Source organism: Silvimonas terrae (assembly GCF_014202765.1).
Classification (GTDB): Bacteria; Pseudomonadota; Gammaproteobacteria; order Burkholderiales; family Chitinibacteraceae; genus Silvimonas; species Silvimonas terrae.
Map to the genome: position 1 here is coordinate 469,995 of NZ_JACHHN010000003.1, position 19,959 is coordinate 489,953.

A 19,959-nucleotide genomic window follows, 5' to 3' on the forward strand; every position below is an offset into this window, starting at 1 on the left:
TGAGTTTTGAACTATTATAACCAAGGTAATGATTGACTTACTTTAACGGCTCATGAAAAACACTTTATTGAATGAAGCGCATATCAAATGCGCAGTTATTGAGCGTTTGATTGAGTCCGGCGCACTTAATGATGCGGTCTTAATCAATGAAATGGTCGTTGCCAATTGGTCGCGGAGGGTTGATTTAGCCGTAGCCAATGGTAAGTTGCATGCATTCGAAATTAAAAGTGACGTCGACACCCTGAGACGTTTGGATGGGCAACTTGCGACGTATCTCCAGACTTTTGATAAAGTTACCGTAGTAACAACAGAAAAGCACGCAACTCAAATCGCAAGCATGATTCCAAACAATGTGGAGTTATGGGTCGCAAGCGCTTCCAATCAAAAAATTTCACTAAAGGTCGTTAAAAGAGGCAGAACCGATAAAGTATCAGGGCATGATGCATTGTGTAGCCATTTAACCAAGGCTGAAATTTTCACCCTTCTAAAGAAGAATGGAATTTCTTCAAAGCTGTATCAAAAGAAAGAAAGCCTGATACAAGCTTCAGAAATCATATCCGTCAACTTGGTTCGTAAACATTTACTAGACTGCCTTAAAAATAGATACAAAAAAACTCACGACCAATTTATAAATGGCCTTGCCCATCGAATAACCATTAACGACCTTACAAGATTAAGAAAGATCAGCGATTTACCTAAAATCAGCTTGGCGCATATTTCGCCAGAAAATATTGAGCGCCGCATTCTTGATTACGATGTCTTTTCAAGAAAATATGGGGAACTCCCAGCAGGAGCCCCCGTATTTATTAGGACACGAAAAAAATTAGATTAAATCTTCAAAATCATCAGCAAACGTAGCTGGATATACGTTCACCTGTCGTTCAATGTGCATATTGACGCGTGCTGCAATCCAGCTCGATGGAGTTTTCATACCATCGATGCTGCCGGCAGCCGCTTTTCGAATCATTTCCGCCCCCCACGTATCCTCTTTCGCGATAGATGGGATCTTGTCTAACAAAGCTTGTGCGGCATCGATATAGCCTTCCGAAGTTGTATCCGGCCTGCGTTCAAAACACCAGTCCTCGGGCGAAGGATAATCGATACGTGGGGTATATCGCCCCCCTCCGGTTACGTAAACCTTAGCGTGAATCGACCCGTAGTCGCCATAGATGGCCGCATCTGCCCCAATCTGTTCATGCAAGTCGCGCTCCAAGATCCCGATCACTCCTGTGGATGGCCCCCCCGTCAGGAAAGATGTTACTGAGGACGGGAAACTCGAGGAAATTACGGCAATAGTTGCCTCCTCAACTCCATCTCTTATTTCATTGATAGTATTCACAGATGCGATAAGTGACGAAGCCATAGAGTCACGGATATATCCCGCATCCACTATAACCAACGCATTGTCTGCAGAGTCGAGAGAGGCAAGAGCAGCAGACGCAAATGAAATGATTTGTGGATTAAACGGTAAGCGAAAGGCCAGCTTTCCGAGCCCTCTGCTTTCAAACGCTCTCGCTTGCCGAATCACCTGTGCCATTTTAGAAGATGAGGTTATTTGGACAACGGGAATCACGTTCTCTATATTTGCAGTAAACTCCTTCCAGAGGGAAAAACCATCGTTAGGGTCCAATAGCTTTTGAAGATCATCCGTCTGATGCAAAGGCTCTTTGGAGAGGTCCAAAATAAAAGGCCGACCACCAACAGCAGCTAACGTATTATTGAGTCCCTCTTTTAAATCCTGGTGCCTCGGCCAAGCTCCCAAAGTAAATGTCGGGATTATTTTGTCCTTTACAGAATCTTTTAAATTTTTATACCCCAATATCTCGGCAGGCCTAGAACGAAGGGCCGGATAATAATTCTTTGAATTGAAATCGATAGAAATGCTCACTTTTCTTTTCCTTCATCAACTGAATTTTCAACACCGGGGACTTCGTTAGATTTTCTTCTTCTTTCTGCCGTTCGTCTTGTAGCATTTCCAATAACATACGCATCAATTTCAATAAGCCGTTGATTTGCTGCCTTTATCTGCTCTCGTTCTTCTGCAATTTTCTGCAACTGCAAAAATTGCTCATTTATAACATTTACTAATTTGCAGATTATAAAAAATAAAACGGCAGATATAATAATAGCGGCACCCCATCCTGAAAGAACGAGATACCGGTAATTTTCATCCTTATTAAACAAAGGATAAATACCAATTATTAAAGAAAAAACACCAAATATGATACCTATTATTCCGACAATATAACCTTTGTACGTTGCTCCATCGACATCTAATCTCTTCAAAGCATTAAGGTCTTCCATATTCCCCCTGAATATAGGCGTTCCAAACCTCACCCACGTAGGCTTCGTCTTACAAAGATATTCGATTGCGTAGGGATGGTCAAAGCCGGCTCCTGATTTACCTCAAAAAATAGTCTTCGAGAAAACAACGCAGGGCTGCAAGAAAACGCACGAAATTGCAAGATTCCTCTACCCCTAAAAATCCGCCGAAACCCCGCAGCAACAAAAGGTGACCGGACTGGTGCAAGGCTGCAAGAAAAGCGACCTATTTAGCGGGCAGGCGTGGCGGGGAAATACTGAGACAGATCCACACCGCGCCGTGTGTACTTGGCCAGCGCCGCCCGTAATGCCAGCGGCTTGCCCATGACCGAGTCGATCCTCTCAAAGTCGGCATTGCCGAACACCAGGTAGTCAGTCACGAAGCTCGAGAACTCGGTGCGCGACAGCAGCGGGTGCGGGATATATCCGCCCGTCATGCCTCAGAACGTTATGCATGTCGGCCGGACTTCCCCAAGGCCATCCACCTACCCACTGAGGGCGAAAAGCGCGCTATTCGACGCTGGCGGGCTACAGAGGTTATTCGCTGGGCTGAAGCTCGCCAAGAAAAGCGCAAATAAAAAAAGGCCGGGTTCGGCCTTTTTTACTTTCCATATGACACCGTCGCGTTAAATCCTATTCTATCTAGCTCCGAGACGCATTCCTGCGCTGCAGCTACAGATGTCATTGGGATTTTCACTCTATGTCTATCCAGACAACTATCGATGGCTTGTTTAGAAGCCCCCAATGGCCAGCCACTTTTAGCTCTCACGATTTGAGTTGCTTGTATTTTTTCTGCATCAGCTCGCCAACCCAACAAGTCGATTTCAGCATTTGCTAGCGCGTTAGGGTCACCGCAATATTCATATGCGCTCATTGCCTCATCCAGTGACCGGTGGTAATTCAGAAACCAGCCCGCGCCTGCAGCTCGCGGGATAAAAACTGGCGCGTTACCGACAAGTGCATAGTGAACGTCGTTAGTCTCCAGAAACTTCGAGGCCTGATAGAAGTAAACCCAACCTGCCGGGAATTCTTGTGTCTGGGCATCAATGATCGAGACCTCACTAGCCATGTCTGCTAGGTCGCCTTGGAGAAAACATTCGGCAGCTTTTTTCGCGGTTTCTGCAGTTCGGCTCATTTTTAATCCAGTCTACTGGCCACCAAACTCATATCTGGAGCGTAGTAGGTGTTCTGAAGGATGCGAAGATCTCGATGTCCGCTGATCTTGGCCAAGGTCATCACATCAACCTTAGAAGCAAGGCGAGTAGCGCCCCGCTTGGAAGGGATAACATCTTCGATGTATCGCTCGAGGAGCTCAGCAAAGGTTTTATTGGGGATCAGGCCCAGCCGGCCGGCCTCCATATCGCTTTCGACTTGTGCGGCCCAAGCAACAGCCTGAGCCTTGGTACGGAAAGTTTCGGAGACATTCACGTCGCCACGGCGGATGCGGGCGCGGTAATGGCCATTTGAGCGCTTCTCTATGGTCGCCATTTTGGGACACTCACGGGGACACTGACGGGACACAGTGTAGTGTAAAACTGCGATTTATTGCGGAGACGGGACAAAAACAGCGGGAATAAAAAAACCCGCAAAGCCTTGTACTACGGGGCTTTGCGGGTTATTCGGTCACTTGCGTGACCTAGTGTCTGGTGCCCGAGGTCGGAATCGAACCGACACTCCTTTCGGAACCGGATTTTGAGTCCGGCGCGTCTACCAGTTCCACCACTCGGGCAGGAGGCGGGATTATTAACCAGATGCAGGGCGGCTGGCAAGTGCTTGTTACGATTGCATTGCTTTTTTTAGTTCCAACGCGCGTTCGTACAGGGCGTTGCGGGGGGCACCGGTGATGGTTTGGGCGATGGCGACGGCTTGTTTGAGCGGGAGTTCCGCCAGCAAGGGGTGCAGGACGTGGTCGTGGGCGTTGGTTTCGTCTGGCGCGGCCGGCGGGGCGGCGTCGATGACAATGACGAACTCACCGCGTTGCTGGTTGCTGTCGGCTTCAGCCCAAGGCAAGAGTTCGCCCAGCGGAGCGCGGCGCAGGGTTTCGAAGGTTTTGGTCAGTTCGCGGGCGATGAGGGCGGTGCGGTCGTGACCAAAGCCGTCGGCCAGGTCCTTGAGGGTATCAAGGATGCGGTGGGGGGCTTCATAAAATACAGTGGCATAAGGCAGTGTGACTAACGGAGCGATGGCGTCCTGGCGCTGCCGGGATTTGGGCGGCAAGAAACCGTAGAACAATGTATGCGGGCACGTAAAGCCGGCGCCAGAGAGCGCGGTGGTCAGGGCGGATGCACCCGGCACCGGGATCACGCGCAGGCCAGCGGCGTGCACGGCGGCGACCAGTTGCGCGCCGGGGTCAGAAATGGCGGGCGTACCGGCGTCTGATACCTGGGCGACAGCGTCACCAGCCTGCAGACGCTGTACCAGTTTCTCGGCCATTGCACGCTCGTTGTGTTCACGCAAGCTGATCATGGGCGTGTTAATGCCAAAATACTTGAGTAGCTGGCCGGTGACGCGGGTATCTTCAGCGGCAATGACGTTCACGCCACGCAACACGTCGATGGCCCTGGGGGTCAGGTCCTGCAGGTTACCGATGGGCGTGGCCACCACATATAATGAAGACTTACTGACAATCAAAGGCTCTGTATGCACGCTCGGGTTCTCCCTGCGGTAATGCGCGGTGTCGCGGCCGTACTATACGGCCTGACCATGCTGGCGGCCAGCCCGTTGCATGCAGAACCCGTCCTGCAAATGCGGATTGCCTCGGCGCCGGTGGCCAGCGAGGCGGCGAGCGTACCGATGTCTTTGCCCGCGTCAGCCAGCGCCTCAGCGCCACAAGCGGCCCCGTCCAAGGGTGGTAATTTCATTGCGGTATTACTGCCCGCCAAAGCCAAAGCATGGCGACCGGCGGTAGAGGCGATCAAGGCCGGTCTCTTCGCGGCGGAATCCGCGCTTTCTGACGGTAACCAGCCCCCCTTGCGTATCTTTGATACGACCGATGCCGATGAAGACGTCCTGACGCAGTTTGAGCGGGCCAGTCAGATGGGTGCCGCAGCGGTGATCGGGCCGTTGACCAAAAGCGCGGTCAACAAGCTGGCAGACAGTGGCGAATTCTCCTTTCCGGTATTGGCCCTTAACAGTTTTGATGGCGAAACGCCGCGCCAGCCCCACTTGTTCAGCTTTAGCCTGTCGCTGGAAGCCGAAGCCGCCCAGGTGGCCAAACAGATGCGATCCGATGGTGTCTCTCGCCCCGTGGTGATCTCGGTCGATGGGGCCCTGCCCTTGCGCATGACCCAGGGCTTTACCGATGGCTGGCGCGCTCAGGGCGTTGAGGGTGCATCCGTGCTCAAAGTCGGGCCCAAAGAGTTCGCCTTGCTTAAGGGGCAACTGGAGCTGATGGATGCAGATGCCGTGTTCCTTGCCATGGATGAGCGCACCGCGCGCCGGGTGCGTCCGTTTATTGGCACGGGGCGACCTATTTATGCCAGCAGCCAGATCAACACGGGTAAATTGCCGACGACAGCCATGCTGGATCTGGCCGGTATTCATTATCTGGACATGCCCTGGTTGATCAACCCGGATACCCCTGAATACAAGATTTACGAACACGCCCGCTCGCCCTCCAACGATCTGGAGCGTTTGTTTGCCATGGGGGTAGATGCCTGGAAGATTGCCGCCGCGCTATTACTTACCCCGCCGGACCAGCTGGCCATCAAAGATGGCCTGACTGGCCGTTTGCGAATGGACCCGCACAACATCGTTCAGCGCGAGTTGGTGCCTGGCACCTTGTCGGTCAGCATTCCCAACGCAGAAGCGCCCGGCTACACCGAAGCGCCCGATCCAGCCCCAGCTTCCGCGCCATGAAGCAACAGGGAGATGCGGCGGAGGCGCGCGCAGCAGATTACCTGGCTGCCCGCGGCCTGACCCTGCTCGCCCGCAACTGGCATTGCCGCTTTGGTGAGATCGACTTGATTGCGCAAGAAGGCGAAACACTGGTATTTGTGGAGGTACGCCAGCGCCGTAACACCCGTTTTGGCGGTGCAGCCTTTAGCATTACCCCGGCTAAACAAGCCAGGTTACTTGCCACCTCAACCCTTTATCTGGCCCAATTGCAGCCCCAGCCGCCGTGCCGCTTCGACGCCATCATCATTGAAGGCAATCAGTTGCACTGGCTGAAAAACTGTATCGACGCTTCTGACGGATATTAATTGAATGGATTTGATGCAACGCGTGCGCCAGCACTTTGACGATGGCATCACCGCCGCCGAACTGACGCGCGAAATTCTGTCGCCGCAAATTGCCCAGGCGGCCGAGCGCCTGATGCAAACACTGATTGCTGACGGCAAGATTCTGACCTGTGGGAATGGTGGTTCCGCCGCCGATGCACAGTACTTTGCCACCGAAATGGTCGGCCGCTTTGAGCGCGAGCGCCCCGGTTTGTCGGCCATTGCGCTCTCGACCGACACCTCGGCCATGACGGCCATTGCCAACGATTACGACTTTGACATGGTGTTCTCGCGCCAGGTCCACGCCATTGGCCGCGCAGGCGATGTGCTGCTGGCCATTTCAACATCCGGGAACTCTGCCAATGTCATTTCTGCCATACATGCGGCACATGACCGGCAAATGAGCGTGGTTGCGCTCACCGGGCGGGATGGCGGCCAGGTGGCTGACATTCTTTCCAATGAAGACACACTGTTGTGCGTGCCTGTAGAACGCAGTGCGCGCATCAAGGAAATGCACGTCACCATCATCCATGCGATGTGTGATGCCATCGACTATTTGCTGTTAGGGGGCGAGTAAGCCATGAAAGGATTGTTGAGCAAGAAAGGGCTGGCAGCCGCTGGCGTGGCGGTGATGATTGGCCTGCAAGGCTGCGTACCGCTAGTCTTTGCCGGCGGTGCGGCACTGGGCGTGTTGATTGGTACTGACCCGCGCCCGGCCGAAACCATCAAGGCTGACGTGGATCTGGGCAACCGTATTGGCGCCAACATTAACGACACCTGGAAAGACCAGGCGCACGTGAACGTGAATATCTTTAATGGCAACGTACTGCTGACCGGCGAAGTGCCGGACGAAGCCGCCCGCAGCCGCGTGCAGCAGATAGCCCAAAGCCAGCCCGGCGTGCGCCGCGTGTATAACTCCACGGTCGCCGGCCCGGTGTCATCGACTACCGACCGCCTGAACGACGCGCAACTGACCACGCGGGTGAAGACCTCCATCGTCAGTCAGAGCGGCATGGATTCCAGCGGTTTGCATCTGGTGGTCGTCACCGAGCGCAAGGTGGTGTACCTGCTGGGGATTGCCAAGCCGGATGTGGCGGACCGTGCGGCACAGGCAGCTAGCGTGGTTTCCGGGGTGGAACAGGTGGTCAAGCTGGTGGAAAACCAGCCACAAGGTCCGGCTGATCGTAACTGATGATCTGCCTCAACAAAAAAGGTGCGAATCTTCGCACCTTTTTTGTTGTCTTATGCCCGCGCAGGGCAAATCGAAATCAAAGCAGCGGTGCCAGGTCTTTGCGGATTTGCGTTGCCAGCAAGGGCTGGCCTGCGGCGGTAGGATGCAACTGGTCGGCCTGGAACATATCCGGGTGCATGATGACGGGGGCCAGCAAGAACGGCGTCAAACCGGTGCGATACTGTCTGGCCAGTGCGGGGTACATATTGGCAAAACTGCGGGTGTAGTCCGGCCCCATATTGGGCGGCATCTGCATGCCGATCAAATGGACTTTGGCACCGGCCGCTTGTGCCAGTTCGATCATCCGGGCAAGGTTGCGCTGGGCGACATCCAGTGGCAAGCCGCGCAGGCCATCGTTGGCCCCCAGTTCCAGCACCACCAGTCTGGGATGATGTTCTTTCAGTGCTGCGGGCAGCCGCGTCAGGCCGCCCGCGGTCGTTTCACCCGATACACTGGCATTGACGACGCGATATGGCGTCTTGCTGCCAGCCAGATCACGTTGCAACAAGCTGGGCCAGGCCTGATTGGCCGCCAGCCCGTAACCGGCGGACAAGCTATCGCCAAACACCAGCATTACCGGCGCAACGGCGGCCGCACATGCCACTTTGCTGATCAACAGGATCAAAGCAGCCACAATGAACGATCTACGCAATTCTCTTTCTCCTGACATGCTGGCGGCGGACGCACTGGGCAAGCGCGTCATTGCCGGCGATGAAACCATCGACATCCTGCAGGATATCTCGTTCACACTCACCCGCGGGCAGAGTCTGGCGATTGTGGGCGCATCGGGCTCGGGTAAATCTACGCTGCTGTCTTTGCTGGCCGGGCTGGATACCCCCAGCCATGGCGAGGTACGGCTGGCCGGGCAAACCCTCTCGACGCTGGATGAAGATGGCCGTGCCCGCTTGCGCGGCGCGCATGCCGGGTTTGTGTTTCAGTCTTTTCAGCTGTTACCTGAGCTGTCAGCGCTGGAAAACGTGATGTTGCCGCTGGAACTCCTGGGCAACAAAGTGCCCGCCGCGCAATTGCGCGAAACCGCGCGCCACTGGCTGGACCGGGTGGGTCTGGGTAAACGGCTGGAGCACACCCCGCGCACACTGTCGGGGGGTGAACAGCAGCGCGTGGCACTGGCCCGTGCGTTTGCCACCCAGCCCGACATTCTGTTTGCGGATGAGCCCACCGGTAGCCTGGATAGCCATACCGGCGAACATGTCGCCAACCTGCTGTTTGAACTCAACCGCGAAACCGGGGCCACGCTGGTGCTGGTCACGCACGATGAAACCCTGGCCGCCCGTTGTGGTGCGCGCCTGCGGCTGGAAGCCGGTCGTATGCTTGAATGGGTCAACGCATGATCTGGCGACTGACGCTTCGCCGCTTCCGGCGCGGTCTGGTGGCCGGAGACTATCGCACCTTGCTGGCGGCGCTGATCGTCACCGTCGCCGCGCTGACCGCCGTGGGCATCCTCACGGGCCGCATGGGCAGTTTGCTCAATGCCCAGGCCAATACCCTGCTGGCGGCCGATGCCGTGCTGTCTGCGGACCATCCGGTGCCTGACCAGTACCAGCAAAGCGCCAGCGCGTCTCATTTGACGAGCACGCATACCGCGGGCTTTCCCAGCATGGTCAGCGCCAATGGCAAAGCCCGCCTTTCCGCCATCAAGGCGGTGAATGCGGGCTATCCTTTGCGCGGTACGGTGACCCTGCAAGACGGCCCGGGTGTGCGCCCGGCCAAGGGGATTCCTGCCCCCGGCGAGGTCTGGATCGATCCGCGCCTGGGGGTCTTGCTGGGTCTCAAGGTGGGCTCCACGCTGGATCTGGGCTTAAGCCACTTTAAAGTGGCCGCCGTGCTGGACAAGGAACCCGATGCCGCGCTGGATTTCTCCAGCCTGCAGCCTCGCCTGACCATGAACGCCGCCGACCTGCCCGCAACGGGCTTGCTCGGGTTTGGCAGCCGGGTACGCTACCGTCTGCTCGTGGCCGGCGCCGTACCCGACGTCACCGCCTGGAAAACCGCCACCAAAGGCCACTTGCAACGCGGTGAACGACTGGAAGATGTGCGTAGCGCCCGGCCGGAAGTCAAAGTGACACTAGAACGCGCAGAAGACTTCTTGCGTCTGGTCACGCTGCTGGCCGCCGCACTGGCGTCGGCCGCCGTATTGTTGGCGGCACGCCGGCACGCGCTGCGCCAGACCGACGCCGTGGCCTTGTTTGTCGCGATCGGGGCATCCCGCCGCCGTATTGCCGGCATGCTCTGGGCCGAACTCTTCATCCTGTGGTTACTGGCAGCGCTGATCGGCGGCGCCATCGGCTGGAGCGCCCAGGCCGGGCTGGGCTGGCTGGTGCAGGACCGCCTGCCCGCACCGCTGCCACCGGGCGACCTGGGGCACTGGCTGATTGCGGCAGGTCTAGGCGGCATTCTGTTATTGGGAACAGCCGGCCCTGCCCTGCTGCAACTGGCACGCACGCCACCGGTGCGCGTTTTGCGCCACGACAGCACCGCGCCAGCATCCGTCTGGGCCACCTGGTTGCTGGCCGGACTGTGCGCCATTGCGCTGATGTTCTGGCTGGGCGGGCGCCTCAAACTCACGCTCATCGTACTGGGGGCCATGGCGGGGGCGCTGGTGGTGTCCGCACTGCTTGGTTGGGCCTGCCTGAGCCTGTTAAGCCGCTTCAGCCGGGGTTTTGCGGCGCGGATTGCGTTACGCCAGCTGATCCGCCGGCGGTGGCTATCGATGGCACAAATGGCGGCATTGGCCATGGGGTTATTGGGAGTCTGGCTGCTGACCGTGGTGGAGCATGATCTGCTGGCGACCTGGCAAAGCAAGATTCCGGAGCATGCCCCCAATCAGTTTGCGATCAACATCCAGCCTGCTCAGGCCATGGCATTCAGCCGCACGCTGGCCGCCGCGGGTGTCACCGATGCCCCGCTGCAACCCATGATCCGGGGCCGCTGGACCGAACGCAACGGGCAGCCCGTGAAGGTGGATGGCCTGAAAGATGATCGCGCCCGGCAACTGGCGGAGCGCGAGTTCAACCTGTCCTGGGGCGATACCTTGCGGGAGGACAACCGCCTGCAGGCCGGTGTGCCACTGCGCGAATCCGCACCCGGTTTTTCGGTTGAGAGCGGCCTGGCCGAGACACTACATATCAAAGTCGGTGACGAGCTGACCTTTGACGTCGCCGGCACCCCCATCACCGCCCGCGTCATCAATCTGCGCAAGGTGGATTGGGATTCGTTCAAGGTCAATTTCTTTGTCACCGGCACGGGAGCGCTGTTCCGCAATTTGCCGGCCAGCCTGATTACCAGCTTCTATCTGCCGCCGGGCAATACCACGCTGGTGCCGCAGATCGTCAACGCCTACCCCAACGTCACGGTGATTGATGTGGGCGAAGTGCTGGCCGAAGTCCGCCGCGTGCTGGGACTGGCGACCAGCGCATTAAGCCTGGTGTTTACCTTTTGCTTGGTCGCGGCGCTGGTGGTGCTGGTCGCCGCGCTGGAAACCACCGCGCCAGAACGTCAGCGTGAGGTCGCCATCCTGCGCGCATTGGGTGCGCAGCGGCAGCACATTGCCGCGATCCAGCGCTGGGAAGGTCTGGCGATTGGCGCCGTGGCGGGTCTGGTGGCCGGATTGGGCGCCAGCGTGGCAGGCTGGGCGCTGGGTAAGCAGGTGCTCGATTTGCCGGTCAGCTTCAATGCATGGCTACCGCTGGTGAGTGTGGTCAGTGGCGTGGCCCTGGCCAGCGCGGTGACGGCTTGGGAGCGGCGCAGATTGAGCCGGGTGACGGCATTGACGCTGTTGCGTGATCCGGCATAAGACGAACTCGCAGCCCGGATGAAGGCCTACGGCCGGGCATTCGGGGCTACTTGGTGGTACTTGCCGGCAAAGGCCCCCTGGATTCCGGCGCAAGGGGGCCGCCGAGGAGCGGAATGACGAGCCCGCGGGATGCGTATTCGTCACCCCCGCTCGGCAATCACGGCGAGGAAGTCCTCGGCGTATTTCTCCAGCTTGCGATCACCCACGCCAGAAATACGCGCCATCTCGTACCGGTCTGCCGGGCGCAGGCGGACCATTTCCTTGAGTGTGGCGTCGGCAAAGATGACGTAGGCCGGCACGTTTTGCGCATCGGCCAGCTCCTTGCGTTTACGGCGCAGTGCAGCCCAGAGTTGTTTGTCTTCTGGCTCCAGGAACTCGCTGGTATCCCGTTCACGCACCTTGAACTTCTCGGTGCGGGCACGCAGGTACAGCGGCGCTTCGCCGCGCAGGATCGGCCGGGCGGCATCGCCCAGGGTCAGGCCACCAAAGCCATCGCCGCTGACTTGCAAGGCCCCCCGCGCCAGCAACTGGCGGTAAATGGCGCGCCAGGTGGCTTCATCGACATCCTGACCAATGCCAAAAGTGCTGGTCTTGTCGTGATTCCAGCTTTTGACCTTGTCATTGAGTTTGCCGCGTAACACGTCCACCAGATGCCCCACGCCAAAGCGGTTACCGGTGCGAAACACGCAGGACAGCGCTTTGCGCGCCGATTCGCTGACATCGGTCAGTTGAGGCGGGTTCAAACAATTGTCGCAGTTGCCACAAGGCGCGGTTTGCTCACCAAAATAACTCAGGAGCGCCTGGCGACGGCAGCCGGTGGCCTCACATAGACCCAACATGGCATCCAGCTTGCGGCGCTCTACTTGTTTCTGGGTGTCGCCGCTATTGCCTTGCTCGATCATCTCGGCCAGCAACACCACATCGTTGAGGCCATAGGCCATCCAGGCGGTGGCCGGCTGGCCATCCCGGCCGGCCCGGCCGGTTTCCTGGTAGTAGTTTTCAATGCTCTTGGGTAAATCCAGGTGCGCCACAAAACGCACATCCGGCTTGTCGATACCCATGCCAAAGGCAATGGTCGCCACCATGACCACGCCCTCTTCGCGCAGGAACAGTTGCTGGTGTTTGGCACGGGTACTGGCGTCCAGTCCGGCGTGATACGGCAGCGCTTTGATCTCGCGCTCCCGCAGCCAGGCGGCTGTTTCTTCTACTTTCTTGCGGGACAAACAGTAGACAATGCCCGCCTCACCTTCGTGCTCCCGTCGCAGCAAGGTCAGGAGCTGATCGCGCGCGTTCTTTTTCTCGACGATGGTGTAGGTGATATTGGGGCGATCAAAACTGGTAATGAACTGGCGCGCGTCCTGCAGGGCCAGCCGGGTGACGATTTCTTCCCGGGTGGCATGGTCAGCCGTGGCGGTCAGGGCAATGCGCGGCACGCCCGGAAACTGTTCGGCCAGCACCGACAATCCAAGGTATTCCGGCCGGAAATCATGCCCCCATTGCGAGACGCAGTGCGCCTCATCAATGGCAAACAGGGCAATCTGCGCTTGTTGCAACAGCGCCATGAAGGACGGCGTCACCAGGCGTTCTGGCGCAGCGTACAGCAGCTGCAAGTCCCCGTTGACGAAGGCTTGTGCGACCTCGCGTGATTCTTCTGCACTCAAGGTGGAATTCAGAAACGCCGCCGAAACACCCAGCTGGCGCAGGGCATCCACCTGGTCCTGCATCAGCGCAATCAGCGGGGATACCACCACGGCGCAGCCGGGCCGGGCCAGTGCGGGAATCTGGTAGCACAGGGATTTGCCGCCGCCCGTAGGCATGAGCACCAGCGCGTCACCGCCTTCAGTCACATGCTGGACGATATCGGTCTGCATACCGCGAAAATCGCGGTAACCAAAAACGTGCTGGAGGATTTCCAGAGGTGCGGGACGGGCGGACATAAGTGCCAACAGCAAGAAAGGCGTGATTGTACCGCAGCGCGGGCAGCGGCAAGCCGTCTTCGGTCAGATCGGGTCCGGATTACGCGGTGTGCTGGTGCAGGCGCAAAAGTTGCAACACGCGCTCGTTCAAAAGGTCACCATTTTCGTCAAGCTGATGGAGCTGGGTTTCCAGCCGTTCCAGCGGCGTGTGACCATTGGCAAACCGGTCACGCACTTTCTTGAGCAGGTGCAAGCGGGCCACGATATGCGCCCGGCGACGTTCGATCTCTTTCTGTTCGCGTCGAAACGCACCCAGCGAAAGGTTCATCCAGACAATCAAGGCCAACGCCAGCCACCACCACTCCATAAAGAGCGCAGAGATGGCAATGATCACCAACACCAGATACCACATCTGGTCAGCCTGGTCGAAATCCTTGAGCCATACCGAGGGGGCCGGCCAGCGCCAGCCCAGGGACTCGCGAATACGTTCGTCATCCACGGCATCACGCTTGCGCCGGGCGATGGCCATATCCACCACGACCGTCGCATACCACTGTGAAATCAGCCGGGAGTGTAACCACGGCGTTTCCAGGTAAGTTTGCAGATGCTGGTTGAAGTCAGCCTCAAACGAGCTGGAAGCCAGCGGCGGCAGCAGATCGTTGAACTGGTGCGATTGCGAATGCTGGACCAGCAGCGGGTAGCCGGCTATTTCGATCAGCGTCTGCTTGCGGGCCGCCAGCATTTGCGGGTTGATGGGCAGCGCCGGGTCGTCGAGCTTGAGGTAATGCCCTAGCAAGACCTCCAGCCGGGCAAAGTCGGGCAGTTTGCCCGGATTGGCCGCCATGGCCTGACGCAATCGGGCCACTTCGGTACGGACATTGCGGGCCAGCGGTTCAGCCTCTGGCACCCAGGCGTGGCGCAACAAAGACTCGGCCTTGAACAGGCTGTCATCGTAATGGCGGTAGAAAGCCTCGGTGTAGCGCTTGTATTCGTCGTCGTCCTGGGGCTTGTTGCCACTTTGCAGCGGCGGGGTCGGCGGAGCGCGGCGGACATCCACCAGCACGCGCGACACCATGGATTCCAGCTCCGGCGCAACGCCGGCAGCGGCAAACATCGGGTCGAGTTCGTGCTTGCGGCTGCGCCAGTCTTCCAGCGCTTTCCAGACACTCCAGTCACTCATGTTGCGTGCGATCCCCAAAGTGGATGCGTCCATCCACGTCCGGCACCAGGTTAGCACACCCGATGCGGCTTTATCATTGTTCTGTGCATAGAGGGCGCCCGCGTTGCGCAGGCGCCCTGCCCGGCCGCGCGGTGGCGGCCGGAGACAAGCTTAATCGATACGGCAGGCTTCGTCGAAATCCAGGCGCGGATTACGCGGATGCAGTTGCGTATCGTCCCCATAACCCAGGTTGATGAGGAAATTGGATTTCCACGGCGTGCCGGCAAAGAATGCGGCGTCGACCGCGCCGTTATCAAAACCGGACATCGGACCGCAATCGAGCCCCAGCGCGCGGGCCGCTTCGATCAGATAAGCGCCTTGCAGGCTGCCGTTGCGAAATGCCGTGCTCTGAATGGCAGCATCATTGCCGGCAAACCAGCTGCGGGCATCGGCATGCGGGAACAGCTTGGGCAGCTTTTCGTAGAACTCCAGATCGTAGGCGACGATGACGTTCACCGGCGCGGCCATGGTTTTGTCTACGTTACCGGCGGACAGGGCTGGCTTGAGCTTTTCTTTGGCGGCTTGCGATTTGACGAACACAAAACGGGCCGGGTTGGCGTTGGCAGCGGTCGGGGCGTAGCGCAAGAGTTCGTACAGGCGCTTGAGCGTCGCGTCCGTCACTTCCTGCGGTTTGAAATGGCTATAGGTGCGCGCGTTGTTGAACAATTGATCAAGCACGGCGGCGTCAAGAATCGGTTTCATGCACTAATCTCCGGCAAGCAATAAAAGATGCGCGGACCGCAACGCGGCCGGCATCCGGTTCAGGTCATCATTTTTTCTTGTGCGACGTCCGGGTCACAGCGCCGGCCTGCCGGGCCAGCCCTGCTTCAATGGCGTCGCACAAGGTCTGCAACACGTTGATCCGCGCATGATACTTGTTATTGGCGCCAATCAGGTGCCACGGTGCATGCGGCGTACTGGTGCGCTCGATCATGTCGCTGGCGGCCTCTACGTACTGGCTCCATTTTTCGCGGTTGCGCCAGTCGTCGTCGGTGATCTTGAAACGCTTGTAGCCGATCTCTTCGCGGGACTGGAAGCGTTTGAGTTGCTCGTCCTGATCAATCGACAACCAGAACTTCACGACAACGACGCCAGCAGCATCCAGCTGCATTTCAAAATCATTGATCTCGTTGTAGGCGCGCATCCATTCTGGCACGCTGGCAAAACCTTCAATGCGCTCGACCAGCACGCGGCCGTACCAGGTACGGTCAAATACGGTAAAACGGCCACGCGCCGGCACATGCCGCCAGAAGCGCCATAACCAGGGCTGGGCTTTTTCTTCATCGGTGGGGGCCGCAATCGGCACCACCCGATATTGGCGGACATCCAGCGCGCCGGTAATACGGCGAATGGCGCCACCTTTACCTGCGGCATCCATCCCTTCAAATGCCACCACTACCGCCATTTTGGCAAAACCAGGGTCGCGGCTCAGTCCGTTCAGGCGCCCCTGCAACGCTTCCAGTTGTTGCTGGTAATCGTGTTTGTCGAGCTCATGGTTGAGCTTGAGGGTATCCAGCAACCGCAGACCATCCACCGGCGGTAATAGTGGCGGCGCCTCAACCCGGTTTTCAGCCTCAGCGCTGCGCGCGACATGGTGAGAAAGCGCGTCCTTGAGCTGGCGGCCCACGGTGAGCGCACGGAAATTCTCATCCACGCTTTCCACCACACGCCACGGGGCCAAGGCCAGGTTGGTCGCCATCAAAAGTTTGCGGGCGCTATCCAGGTTGCGCGGGTAATGCTTGAGATACGCATGATCCTCATCCGCTACCCGCCAGGCGGTGAGCGGGTTGTCAGAGAGTTTCTGCATGCGTTTTTTAAGTTCCGGCGCAGACAGATGCAACCAGAATTTGAGTAGCAGCACGCCTTCCGACGCCAGCATGCGCTCAAAGCGGGCTATCTTTTCCGCCTCACGCTGCAAGGTGGCGGCGTCTTGCTGGTGCTCCCCGGCCCAGATGGGCCCGGCGTACCAGCCACCAAACAGGATGGATATTTGTCCTTTGGGTGGCAGACTGCGCCAGAAGCGGTACATCTCCGGCCGGCCAGCATCATCAAGCGGATGCGTGCTGAAAGCGTGGGTGGCGATATGGCGCGGGTCCATCCACTCCATCAGCTTGTTGGCCATTTCACCCTTGCCGGCCGTGGGCACGCCGGCCAGCAAAATCACCACGGAGCGCTCGGCCCGCTCATGCATCTGGTATTGCAGGTCGAGTAGCGCCTCGCGCAGCGGTGGTTCCTCTGCCTTCCAGGTGGCCTTGTCGATATGATGACCCAGCTCTGCCGCTTCAAACATGTATTGACCCTTGCGTGCGGAAAATCATCATTATGGATGTCGCAGGCATGAAAAAAGGAAGTCCGCAGACTTCCTTTTTTGATTTGACCCCAAGACGCAGGATCAGGCCGAGAACGACGAACCGCAACCGCAGGTCGACGTGGCGTTCGGGTTCTTGATGGTGAACTGCGAACCTTCCAGGCTTTCTACGTAGTCGATTTCAGCGCCCACCAGGTATTGGTAGCTCATTGGATCGATCAACAGGGTCACGCCGCTCTTTTCAACAGCGGTGTCATCTTCATTGACGATTTCGTCAAAAGTGAAGCCGTACTGAAAGCCAGAGCAGCCACCGCCGGTGACGAACACGCGCAGCTTCAGATCAGGATTGCCTTCTTCCTCGATCAGATCGCGTACCTTGCCGGCCGCAGAATCAGTAAAAATAAACGGGCTCGGCATTTCGGCTACCGCATTCATGGGATGCTCCTGCAATAGTTGACTAATATAGTTGGATTATCCGCCTCGCATGGCGGGCGGTCAATCCATCACATTATGCAAAGCGGACATCGCCAGTGCGGTGCGCCGCTTCAAACGTGGGCGGTTTCTTTCTCTTGCGCCACCTGATGCGGCTTGTCCGTGCTCGCCGGTGTCACCACCGATGCACCAGCCAGCGGAATCAGTCGGCCCTCAATCACCGCACCCGGATGCATTTCCAGGGTTTTGTAGGTGAGGTCACCCTTCACCCGCGCCTTGGGCTGCAACTCCACGAACTGCGAGACCTCAATCGGGCCCAGCACTTCGCCGTTCAGTACAAGATGGCTACAACGCACCTTGCCTTCAACCCGTGCTTTTTCCGAGACGACGAGCGTACCGTTTTTTTCATCGGCCGCTGTCACGCTACCGCGGATCGTGCCATCAACCCGCAGGCCGCCAGCAAATACGACATCGCCACTGACCGTGCTGCCCTGACCGATCAGGCTATCGATACGCTGGTTACCTTTTTTATTCTTGAACATCAAATTCCTCCGGCTTTCTTCTGACATTGCGCCAGCGTCGTCCTGGCATCCTTGACACCCAGCGTGGCCTCAAAGAGTTCCGGCCGTGCGCCCTCGGGCATGGTCACATCACCCTCAATACGCTGGTAGTGCTTGACCCGCACCGTTTGCTGCGCAAATTCAATCCGCGCAGGTTTGGCCTTGCTGGTCGCCGCAATATTGAGCACACCATCAAACTCCGGTGCGCGGTCTACCCCTTGTACCACGGTGAGACGGTAATGCCATTTGTTCAATTCGCCCGGCTCAAATTCACAGGAGGCGAAACTTACCTGATGAGCGCGGTCGTTGGCAGTCAGTAATGTCTCAAAAAAAGCCAGCCGTTCGCGACTACCGGCCAGTTCCTGCTGCGCACTCGCCAGATCACTGGCCAGTGCCGTGCGGGCGGCCTCTGCCATTTGCAATTGCTGGGTTTTCTCTGCTAGTTGCAAGCTGGCTTGCGCTAGCGCACTGGCGTTGGCAATCGACGCTCTGGCGGCCTGCCCCAGGCGTTCCTGCTCTTGGCGGGCGCCATCCTTGTAACCCCACCATACGCCAGCCACCACGGCTGCCGATAGCACGCCGACCAGCGTAGCCAGTTGCAACAACCGGCCGGTCAGGCCCGGCGCTGGCTTGACAGACAAAGGCGCGGCTGTCAGCCGCGCCCGCTGTAAACGATAAAGACGTCGCATGCGTCAGCCGCGCTCAGGGCAGCAACGGAACAATTTCAAGCCCTTGCTGCTCCGGCAGATCAAACATCAGATTCATCACTTGCACGGCTTGACCCGACGCGCCCTTCACCAGATTGTCTTCCACCACAAGGATGATCAACAAGTCACCATTACCCGGGCGGTGTACCGCAATACGCGCATAGTTGGAACCGCGGACAGAGCGGGTTTCCGGTGTGGCACCGGCCGGCATCACATCCACAAACGGCTCATTGGCAAAGCATTCTTCAAACAGTTTCTGAAAATCGGTATCGCGCGCTTGCGGCAGAATGCGGGCGTACAGCGTGGAATGAATACCCCGAATCAGCGGGGTCAGGTGCGGCACAAAGGTCAGATGGACCGGTGCACCATGAATGGCGGTCAGGCCCTGGACCATTTCCGGCGAATGGCGGTGGCCTTTCACGCCATACGCTTTGAAGTTGTCACCAGCTTCGGCAAACAAGGTGCCCACTTCTGCCTTGCGACCCGCGCCGGACACGCCGGACTTGCAGTCGGCAATCAACGTGTCGGTTTCGATCAGCTTCTTGCCGCCTTCCAGCAAGGGCTTGAAGCCCAGTTGTACCGAAGTCGGATAACACCCCGCCATGCCGATCAGACGGGCTTTGCGGATGGCATCGCGGTTTACTTCCGGCAGACCATACACGGCCTCGGCCAGCAAATCCGTGCAGGTATGCTCCATGGCATACCATTTCTGGAATTCAGCCGGATCTTTCAGGCGGAAATCGGCGGCAAGGTCGATCACCTTGACCCCGGCCTCCAGCAGTTCACGCGCCTGGGCCATGGCCACACCATGCGGCGTGGCAAAGAAGACAACATCACACTTTTTAAGGTCAGAGTCATCCGGCGAGGAGAATGCGACATCCACACAGCCGCGCAAGCTGGGGAACATGTCTGCCACCGGCATGCCGGCTTCCTTGCGGGAGGTCACGGCCTTGATCTTGACGCCACCATGGCGCGACAGGAGACGCAGCAGTTCTACACCGGTGTAACCTGTGCCGCCAACAATGCCTACGTTGATCATGTTTGCTCGTCTCCCATGGCTAAAAATCAGACTGATGATTCTAACAGACTAAAGCGCCAACCTTACTGGCATCTCTGTAACGCATGCCATCGCAAGTCTGCCGACGCACACCGCTCGTCCGCCATCAAAAGCCGGTGATGAAACCATGAAGCCCAGACGGATCGCCAGTTCGCAAAGTCTGAAAATAAAAA

22 protein-coding genes and 1 tRNA gene are annotated in these 19,959 nt (G+C 57.9%); 7 read left to right on the forward strand and 16 right to left on the reverse strand.

All coding sequences use genetic code 11. The annotated features are described in order from the left end of the window. Window positions 1-52: 52 nt before the first annotated feature. Window positions 53-832, forward strand: a complete 780-nt coding sequence (locus HNQ50_RS09375; RefSeq protein ID WP_184099861.1) for a sce7726 family protein — start codon at window positions 53-55, stop codon at window positions 830-832. On the opposite strand, the gene HNQ50_RS09380 is transcribed toward HNQ50_RS09375, so the two are convergent. The 7 genes from HNQ50_RS09380 to rsmI form a co-directional block, all read right to left on the reverse strand. Beyond that, window positions 824-1,888, reverse strand: coding sequence for a beta family protein (locus HNQ50_RS09380; protein WP_184099863.1), 1,065 nt, complete (start codon window positions 1,886-1,888; stop codon window positions 824-826). The two genes, HNQ50_RS09375 and HNQ50_RS09380, sit on opposite strands and share 9 nt — an antisense overlap. Further along, complete coding sequence (locus tag HNQ50_RS09385) at window positions 1,885-2,304, reverse strand: hypothetical protein (protein ID WP_184099865.1); 420 nt, start codon at window positions 2,302-2,304, stop codon at window positions 1,885-1,887. Before HNQ50_RS09385 ends, HNQ50_RS09380 begins: the two co-directional genes overlap by 4 nt. A 248-nt stretch (window positions 2,305-2,552) precedes the next feature. Then, window positions 2,553-2,759 carry a hypothetical protein gene (locus HNQ50_RS09390; protein ID WP_184099867.1) on the reverse strand — a complete coding sequence of 69 codons (207 nt, stop codon included), beginning with the start codon at window positions 2,757-2,759 and terminating at the stop codon, window positions 2,553-2,555. A gap of 164 nt (window positions 2,760-2,923) precedes the next feature. Further along, complete coding sequence (locus tag HNQ50_RS09395; protein WP_184099869.1) at window positions 2,924-3,457, reverse strand: YrhB domain-containing protein; 534 nt, start codon at window positions 3,455-3,457, stop codon at window positions 2,924-2,926. A gap of 2 nt (window positions 3,458-3,459) precedes the next feature. Further along, entirely contained in the window at window positions 3,460-3,810 is a 351-nt protein-coding gene (locus tag HNQ50_RS21910) for a hypothetical protein (protein WP_221303102.1), read from the reverse strand. Between the two features lie 156 nt (window positions 3,811-3,966). Next, window positions 3,967-4,051, reverse strand: a tRNA-Leu gene (locus tag HNQ50_RS09405). A 47-nt stretch (window positions 4,052-4,098) separates the two neighbouring features. Continuing rightward, window positions 4,099-4,968 carry a 16S rRNA (cytidine(1402)-2'-O)-methyltransferase gene (gene rsmI, locus HNQ50_RS09410; RefSeq protein ID WP_308419148.1) on the reverse strand — a complete coding sequence of 290 codons (870 nt, stop codon included), beginning with the start codon at window positions 4,966-4,968 and terminating at the stop codon, window positions 4,099-4,101. Between rsmI and HNQ50_RS09415 the strand changes: the two genes are divergently transcribed. Genes HNQ50_RS09415 through HNQ50_RS09430 form a run of 4 tightly spaced genes read left to right on the forward strand, consistent with a single transcriptional unit; the run spans window position 4,963 to window position 7,734 of the window. Further along, window positions 4,963-6,180, forward strand: a complete 1,218-nt coding sequence (locus tag HNQ50_RS09415; RefSeq protein WP_184099871.1) for a penicillin-binding protein activator — start codon at window positions 4,963-4,965, stop codon at window positions 6,178-6,180. The genes rsmI and HNQ50_RS09415 overlap by 6 nt on opposite strands. Next, window positions 6,177-6,524, forward strand: coding sequence for a YraN family protein (locus HNQ50_RS09420; RefSeq protein WP_184099873.1), 348 nt, complete (start codon window positions 6,177-6,179; stop codon window positions 6,522-6,524). Before HNQ50_RS09415 ends, HNQ50_RS09420 begins: the two co-directional genes overlap by 4 nt. Before the next feature lie 4 nt (window positions 6,525-6,528). Further along, the gene (locus HNQ50_RS09425; protein ID WP_184099875.1) at window positions 6,529-7,119 is read left to right on the forward strand and encodes a phosphoheptose isomerase; all 591 of its coding nucleotides are present in this window, start codon (window positions 6,529-6,531) and stop codon (window positions 7,117-7,119) included. Window positions 7,120-7,122: 3 nt separating this feature from the next. Then, window positions 7,123-7,734, forward strand: coding sequence for a BON domain-containing protein (locus tag HNQ50_RS09430; protein ID WP_184099877.1), 612 nt, complete (start codon window positions 7,123-7,125; stop codon window positions 7,732-7,734). 76 nt (window positions 7,735-7,810) lie between these two features. Here HNQ50_RS09430 and HNQ50_RS09435 read toward each other — a convergent pair whose 3' ends face one another. Beyond that, window positions 7,811-8,425, reverse strand: coding sequence for an arylesterase (locus HNQ50_RS09435; RefSeq protein WP_246428642.1), 615 nt, complete (start codon window positions 8,423-8,425; stop codon window positions 7,811-7,813). On the opposite strand from HNQ50_RS09435, the gene HNQ50_RS09440 reads away from it, so the two are divergent. Both HNQ50_RS09440 and HNQ50_RS09445 read left to right on the forward strand, forming a co-directional pair. After that, window positions 8,409-9,125 (forward strand): ABC transporter ATP-binding protein, encoded by a 717-nt coding sequence (locus HNQ50_RS09440; protein ID WP_246428643.1) that lies wholly within the window; start codon window positions 8,409-8,411, stop codon window positions 9,123-9,125. The two genes, HNQ50_RS09435 and HNQ50_RS09440, sit on opposite strands and share 17 nt — an antisense overlap. Then, the gene (locus tag HNQ50_RS09445; protein WP_184099881.1) at window positions 9,122-11,587 is read left to right on the forward strand and encodes an ABC transporter permease; all 2,466 of its coding nucleotides are present in this window, start codon (window positions 9,122-9,124) and stop codon (window positions 11,585-11,587) included. The genes HNQ50_RS09440 and HNQ50_RS09445 overlap by 4 nt, the downstream gene beginning before the upstream one ends. A gap of 140 nt (window positions 11,588-11,727) precedes the next feature. Here HNQ50_RS09445 and recQ read toward each other — a convergent pair whose 3' ends face one another. From recQ to argC, 8 genes are all read right to left on the reverse strand, one after another. Continuing rightward, the gene (recQ, locus tag HNQ50_RS09450; protein WP_184099883.1) at window positions 11,728-13,524 is read right to left on the reverse strand and encodes a DNA helicase RecQ; all 1,797 of its coding nucleotides are present in this window, start codon (window positions 13,522-13,524) and stop codon (window positions 11,728-11,730) included. A 79-nt stretch (window positions 13,525-13,603) separates the two neighbouring features. Further along, entirely contained in the window at window positions 13,604-14,716 is a 1,113-nt protein-coding gene (locus tag HNQ50_RS09455) for a hypothetical protein (protein WP_184099885.1), read from the reverse strand. 117 nt (window positions 14,717-14,833) lie between these two features. Continuing rightward, window positions 14,834-15,424, reverse strand: a complete 591-nt coding sequence (locus HNQ50_RS09460) for a malonic semialdehyde reductase (RefSeq protein ID WP_184099887.1) — start codon at window positions 15,422-15,424, stop codon at window positions 14,834-14,836. 67 nt (window positions 15,425-15,491) lie between these two features. After that, the gene (gene pap, locus HNQ50_RS09465; RefSeq protein WP_184099889.1) at window positions 15,492-17,012 is read right to left on the reverse strand and encodes a polyphosphate:AMP phosphotransferase; all 1,521 of its coding nucleotides are present in this window, start codon (window positions 17,010-17,012) and stop codon (window positions 15,492-15,494) included. A 102-nt stretch (window positions 17,013-17,114) separates the two neighbouring features. Beyond that, window positions 17,115-17,465 carry an iron-sulfur cluster insertion protein ErpA gene (gene erpA / locus HNQ50_RS09470; protein WP_184099891.1) on the reverse strand — a complete coding sequence of 117 codons (351 nt, stop codon included), beginning with the start codon at window positions 17,463-17,465 and terminating at the stop codon, window positions 17,115-17,117. Between the two features lie 110 nt (window positions 17,466-17,575). After that, the gene (locus tag HNQ50_RS09475; RefSeq protein WP_184099893.1) at window positions 17,576-18,004 is read right to left on the reverse strand and encodes a bactofilin family protein; all 429 of its coding nucleotides are present in this window, start codon (window positions 18,002-18,004) and stop codon (window positions 17,576-17,578) included. After that, entirely contained in the window at window positions 18,004-18,711 is a 708-nt protein-coding gene (locus tag HNQ50_RS09480) for a DUF6776 family protein (protein WP_184099895.1), read from the reverse strand. The genes HNQ50_RS09475 and HNQ50_RS09480 overlap by 1 nt, the downstream gene beginning before the upstream one ends. A gap of 13 nt (window positions 18,712-18,724) precedes the next feature. Then, window positions 18,725-19,768 carry an N-acetyl-gamma-glutamyl-phosphate reductase gene (argC, locus tag HNQ50_RS09485; protein WP_184099897.1) on the reverse strand — a complete coding sequence of 348 codons (1,044 nt, stop codon included), beginning with the start codon at window positions 19,766-19,768 and terminating at the stop codon, window positions 18,725-18,727. Window positions 19,769-19,959: the final 191 nt, after the last annotated feature.

Coding starts and splice junctions, on each gene's coding strand:
- HNQ50_RS09375 (WP_184099861.1), top strand. CDS start 53: ATGAAAAACACTTTATTGAATGAAGCGCATATCAAATGCGCAGTTATT.
- HNQ50_RS09385 (WP_184099865.1), bottom strand. CDS start 2,304: ATGGAAGACCTTAATGCTTTGAAGAGATTAGATGTCGATGGAGCAACG.
- HNQ50_RS09390 (WP_184099867.1), bottom strand. CDS start 2,759: ATGACGGGCGGATATATCCCGCACCCGCTGCTGTCGCGCACCGAGTTC.
- HNQ50_RS09395 (WP_184099869.1), bottom strand. CDS start 3,457: ATGAGCCGAACTGCAGAAACCGCGAAAAAAGCTGCCGAATGTTTTCTC.
- HNQ50_RS21910 (WP_221303102.1), bottom strand. CDS start 3,810: ATGGCGACCATAGAGAAGCGCTCAAATGGCCATTACCGCGCCCGCATC.
- HNQ50_RS09415 (WP_184099871.1), top strand. CDS start 4,963: ATGCACGCTCGGGTTCTCCCTGCGGTAATGCGCGGTGTCGCGGCCGTA.
- HNQ50_RS09420 (WP_184099873.1), top strand. CDS start 6,177: ATGAAGCAACAGGGAGATGCGGCGGAGGCGCGCGCAGCAGATTACCTG.
- HNQ50_RS09425 (WP_184099875.1), top strand. CDS start 6,529: ATGGATTTGATGCAACGCGTGCGCCAGCACTTTGACGATGGCATCACC.
- HNQ50_RS09430 (WP_184099877.1), top strand. CDS start 7,123: ATGAAAGGATTGTTGAGCAAGAAAGGGCTGGCAGCCGCTGGCGTGGCG.
- HNQ50_RS09440 (WP_246428643.1), top strand. CDS start 8,409: ATGAACGATCTACGCAATTCTCTTTCTCCTGACATGCTGGCGGCGGAC.
- HNQ50_RS09445 (WP_184099881.1), top strand. CDS start 9,122: ATGATCTGGCGACTGACGCTTCGCCGCTTCCGGCGCGGTCTGGTGGCC.
- recQ (WP_184099883.1), bottom strand. CDS start 13,524: ATGTCCGCCCGTCCCGCACCTCTGGAAATCCTCCAGCACGTTTTTGGT.
- HNQ50_RS09455 (WP_184099885.1), bottom strand. CDS start 14,716: ATGGACGCATCCACTTTGGGGATCGCACGCAACATGAGTGACTGGAGT.
- HNQ50_RS09460 (WP_184099887.1), bottom strand. CDS start 15,424: ATGAAACCGATTCTTGACGCCGCCGTGCTTGATCAATTGTTCAACAAC.
- pap (WP_184099889.1), bottom strand. CDS start 17,012: ATGTTTGAAGCGGCAGAGCTGGGTCATCATATCGACAAGGCCACCTGG.
- erpA (WP_184099891.1), bottom strand. CDS start 17,465: ATGAATGCGGTAGCCGAAATGCCGAGCCCGTTTATTTTTACTGATTCT.
- HNQ50_RS09475 (WP_184099893.1), bottom strand. CDS start 18,004: ATGTTCAAGAATAAAAAAGGTAACCAGCGTATCGATAGCCTGATCGGT.
- HNQ50_RS09480 (WP_184099895.1), bottom strand. CDS start 18,711: ATGCGACGTCTTTATCGTTTACAGCGGGCGCGGCTGACAGCCGCGCCT.
- argC (WP_184099897.1), bottom strand. CDS start 19,768: ATGATCAACGTAGGCATTGTTGGCGGCACAGGTTACACCGGTGTAGAA.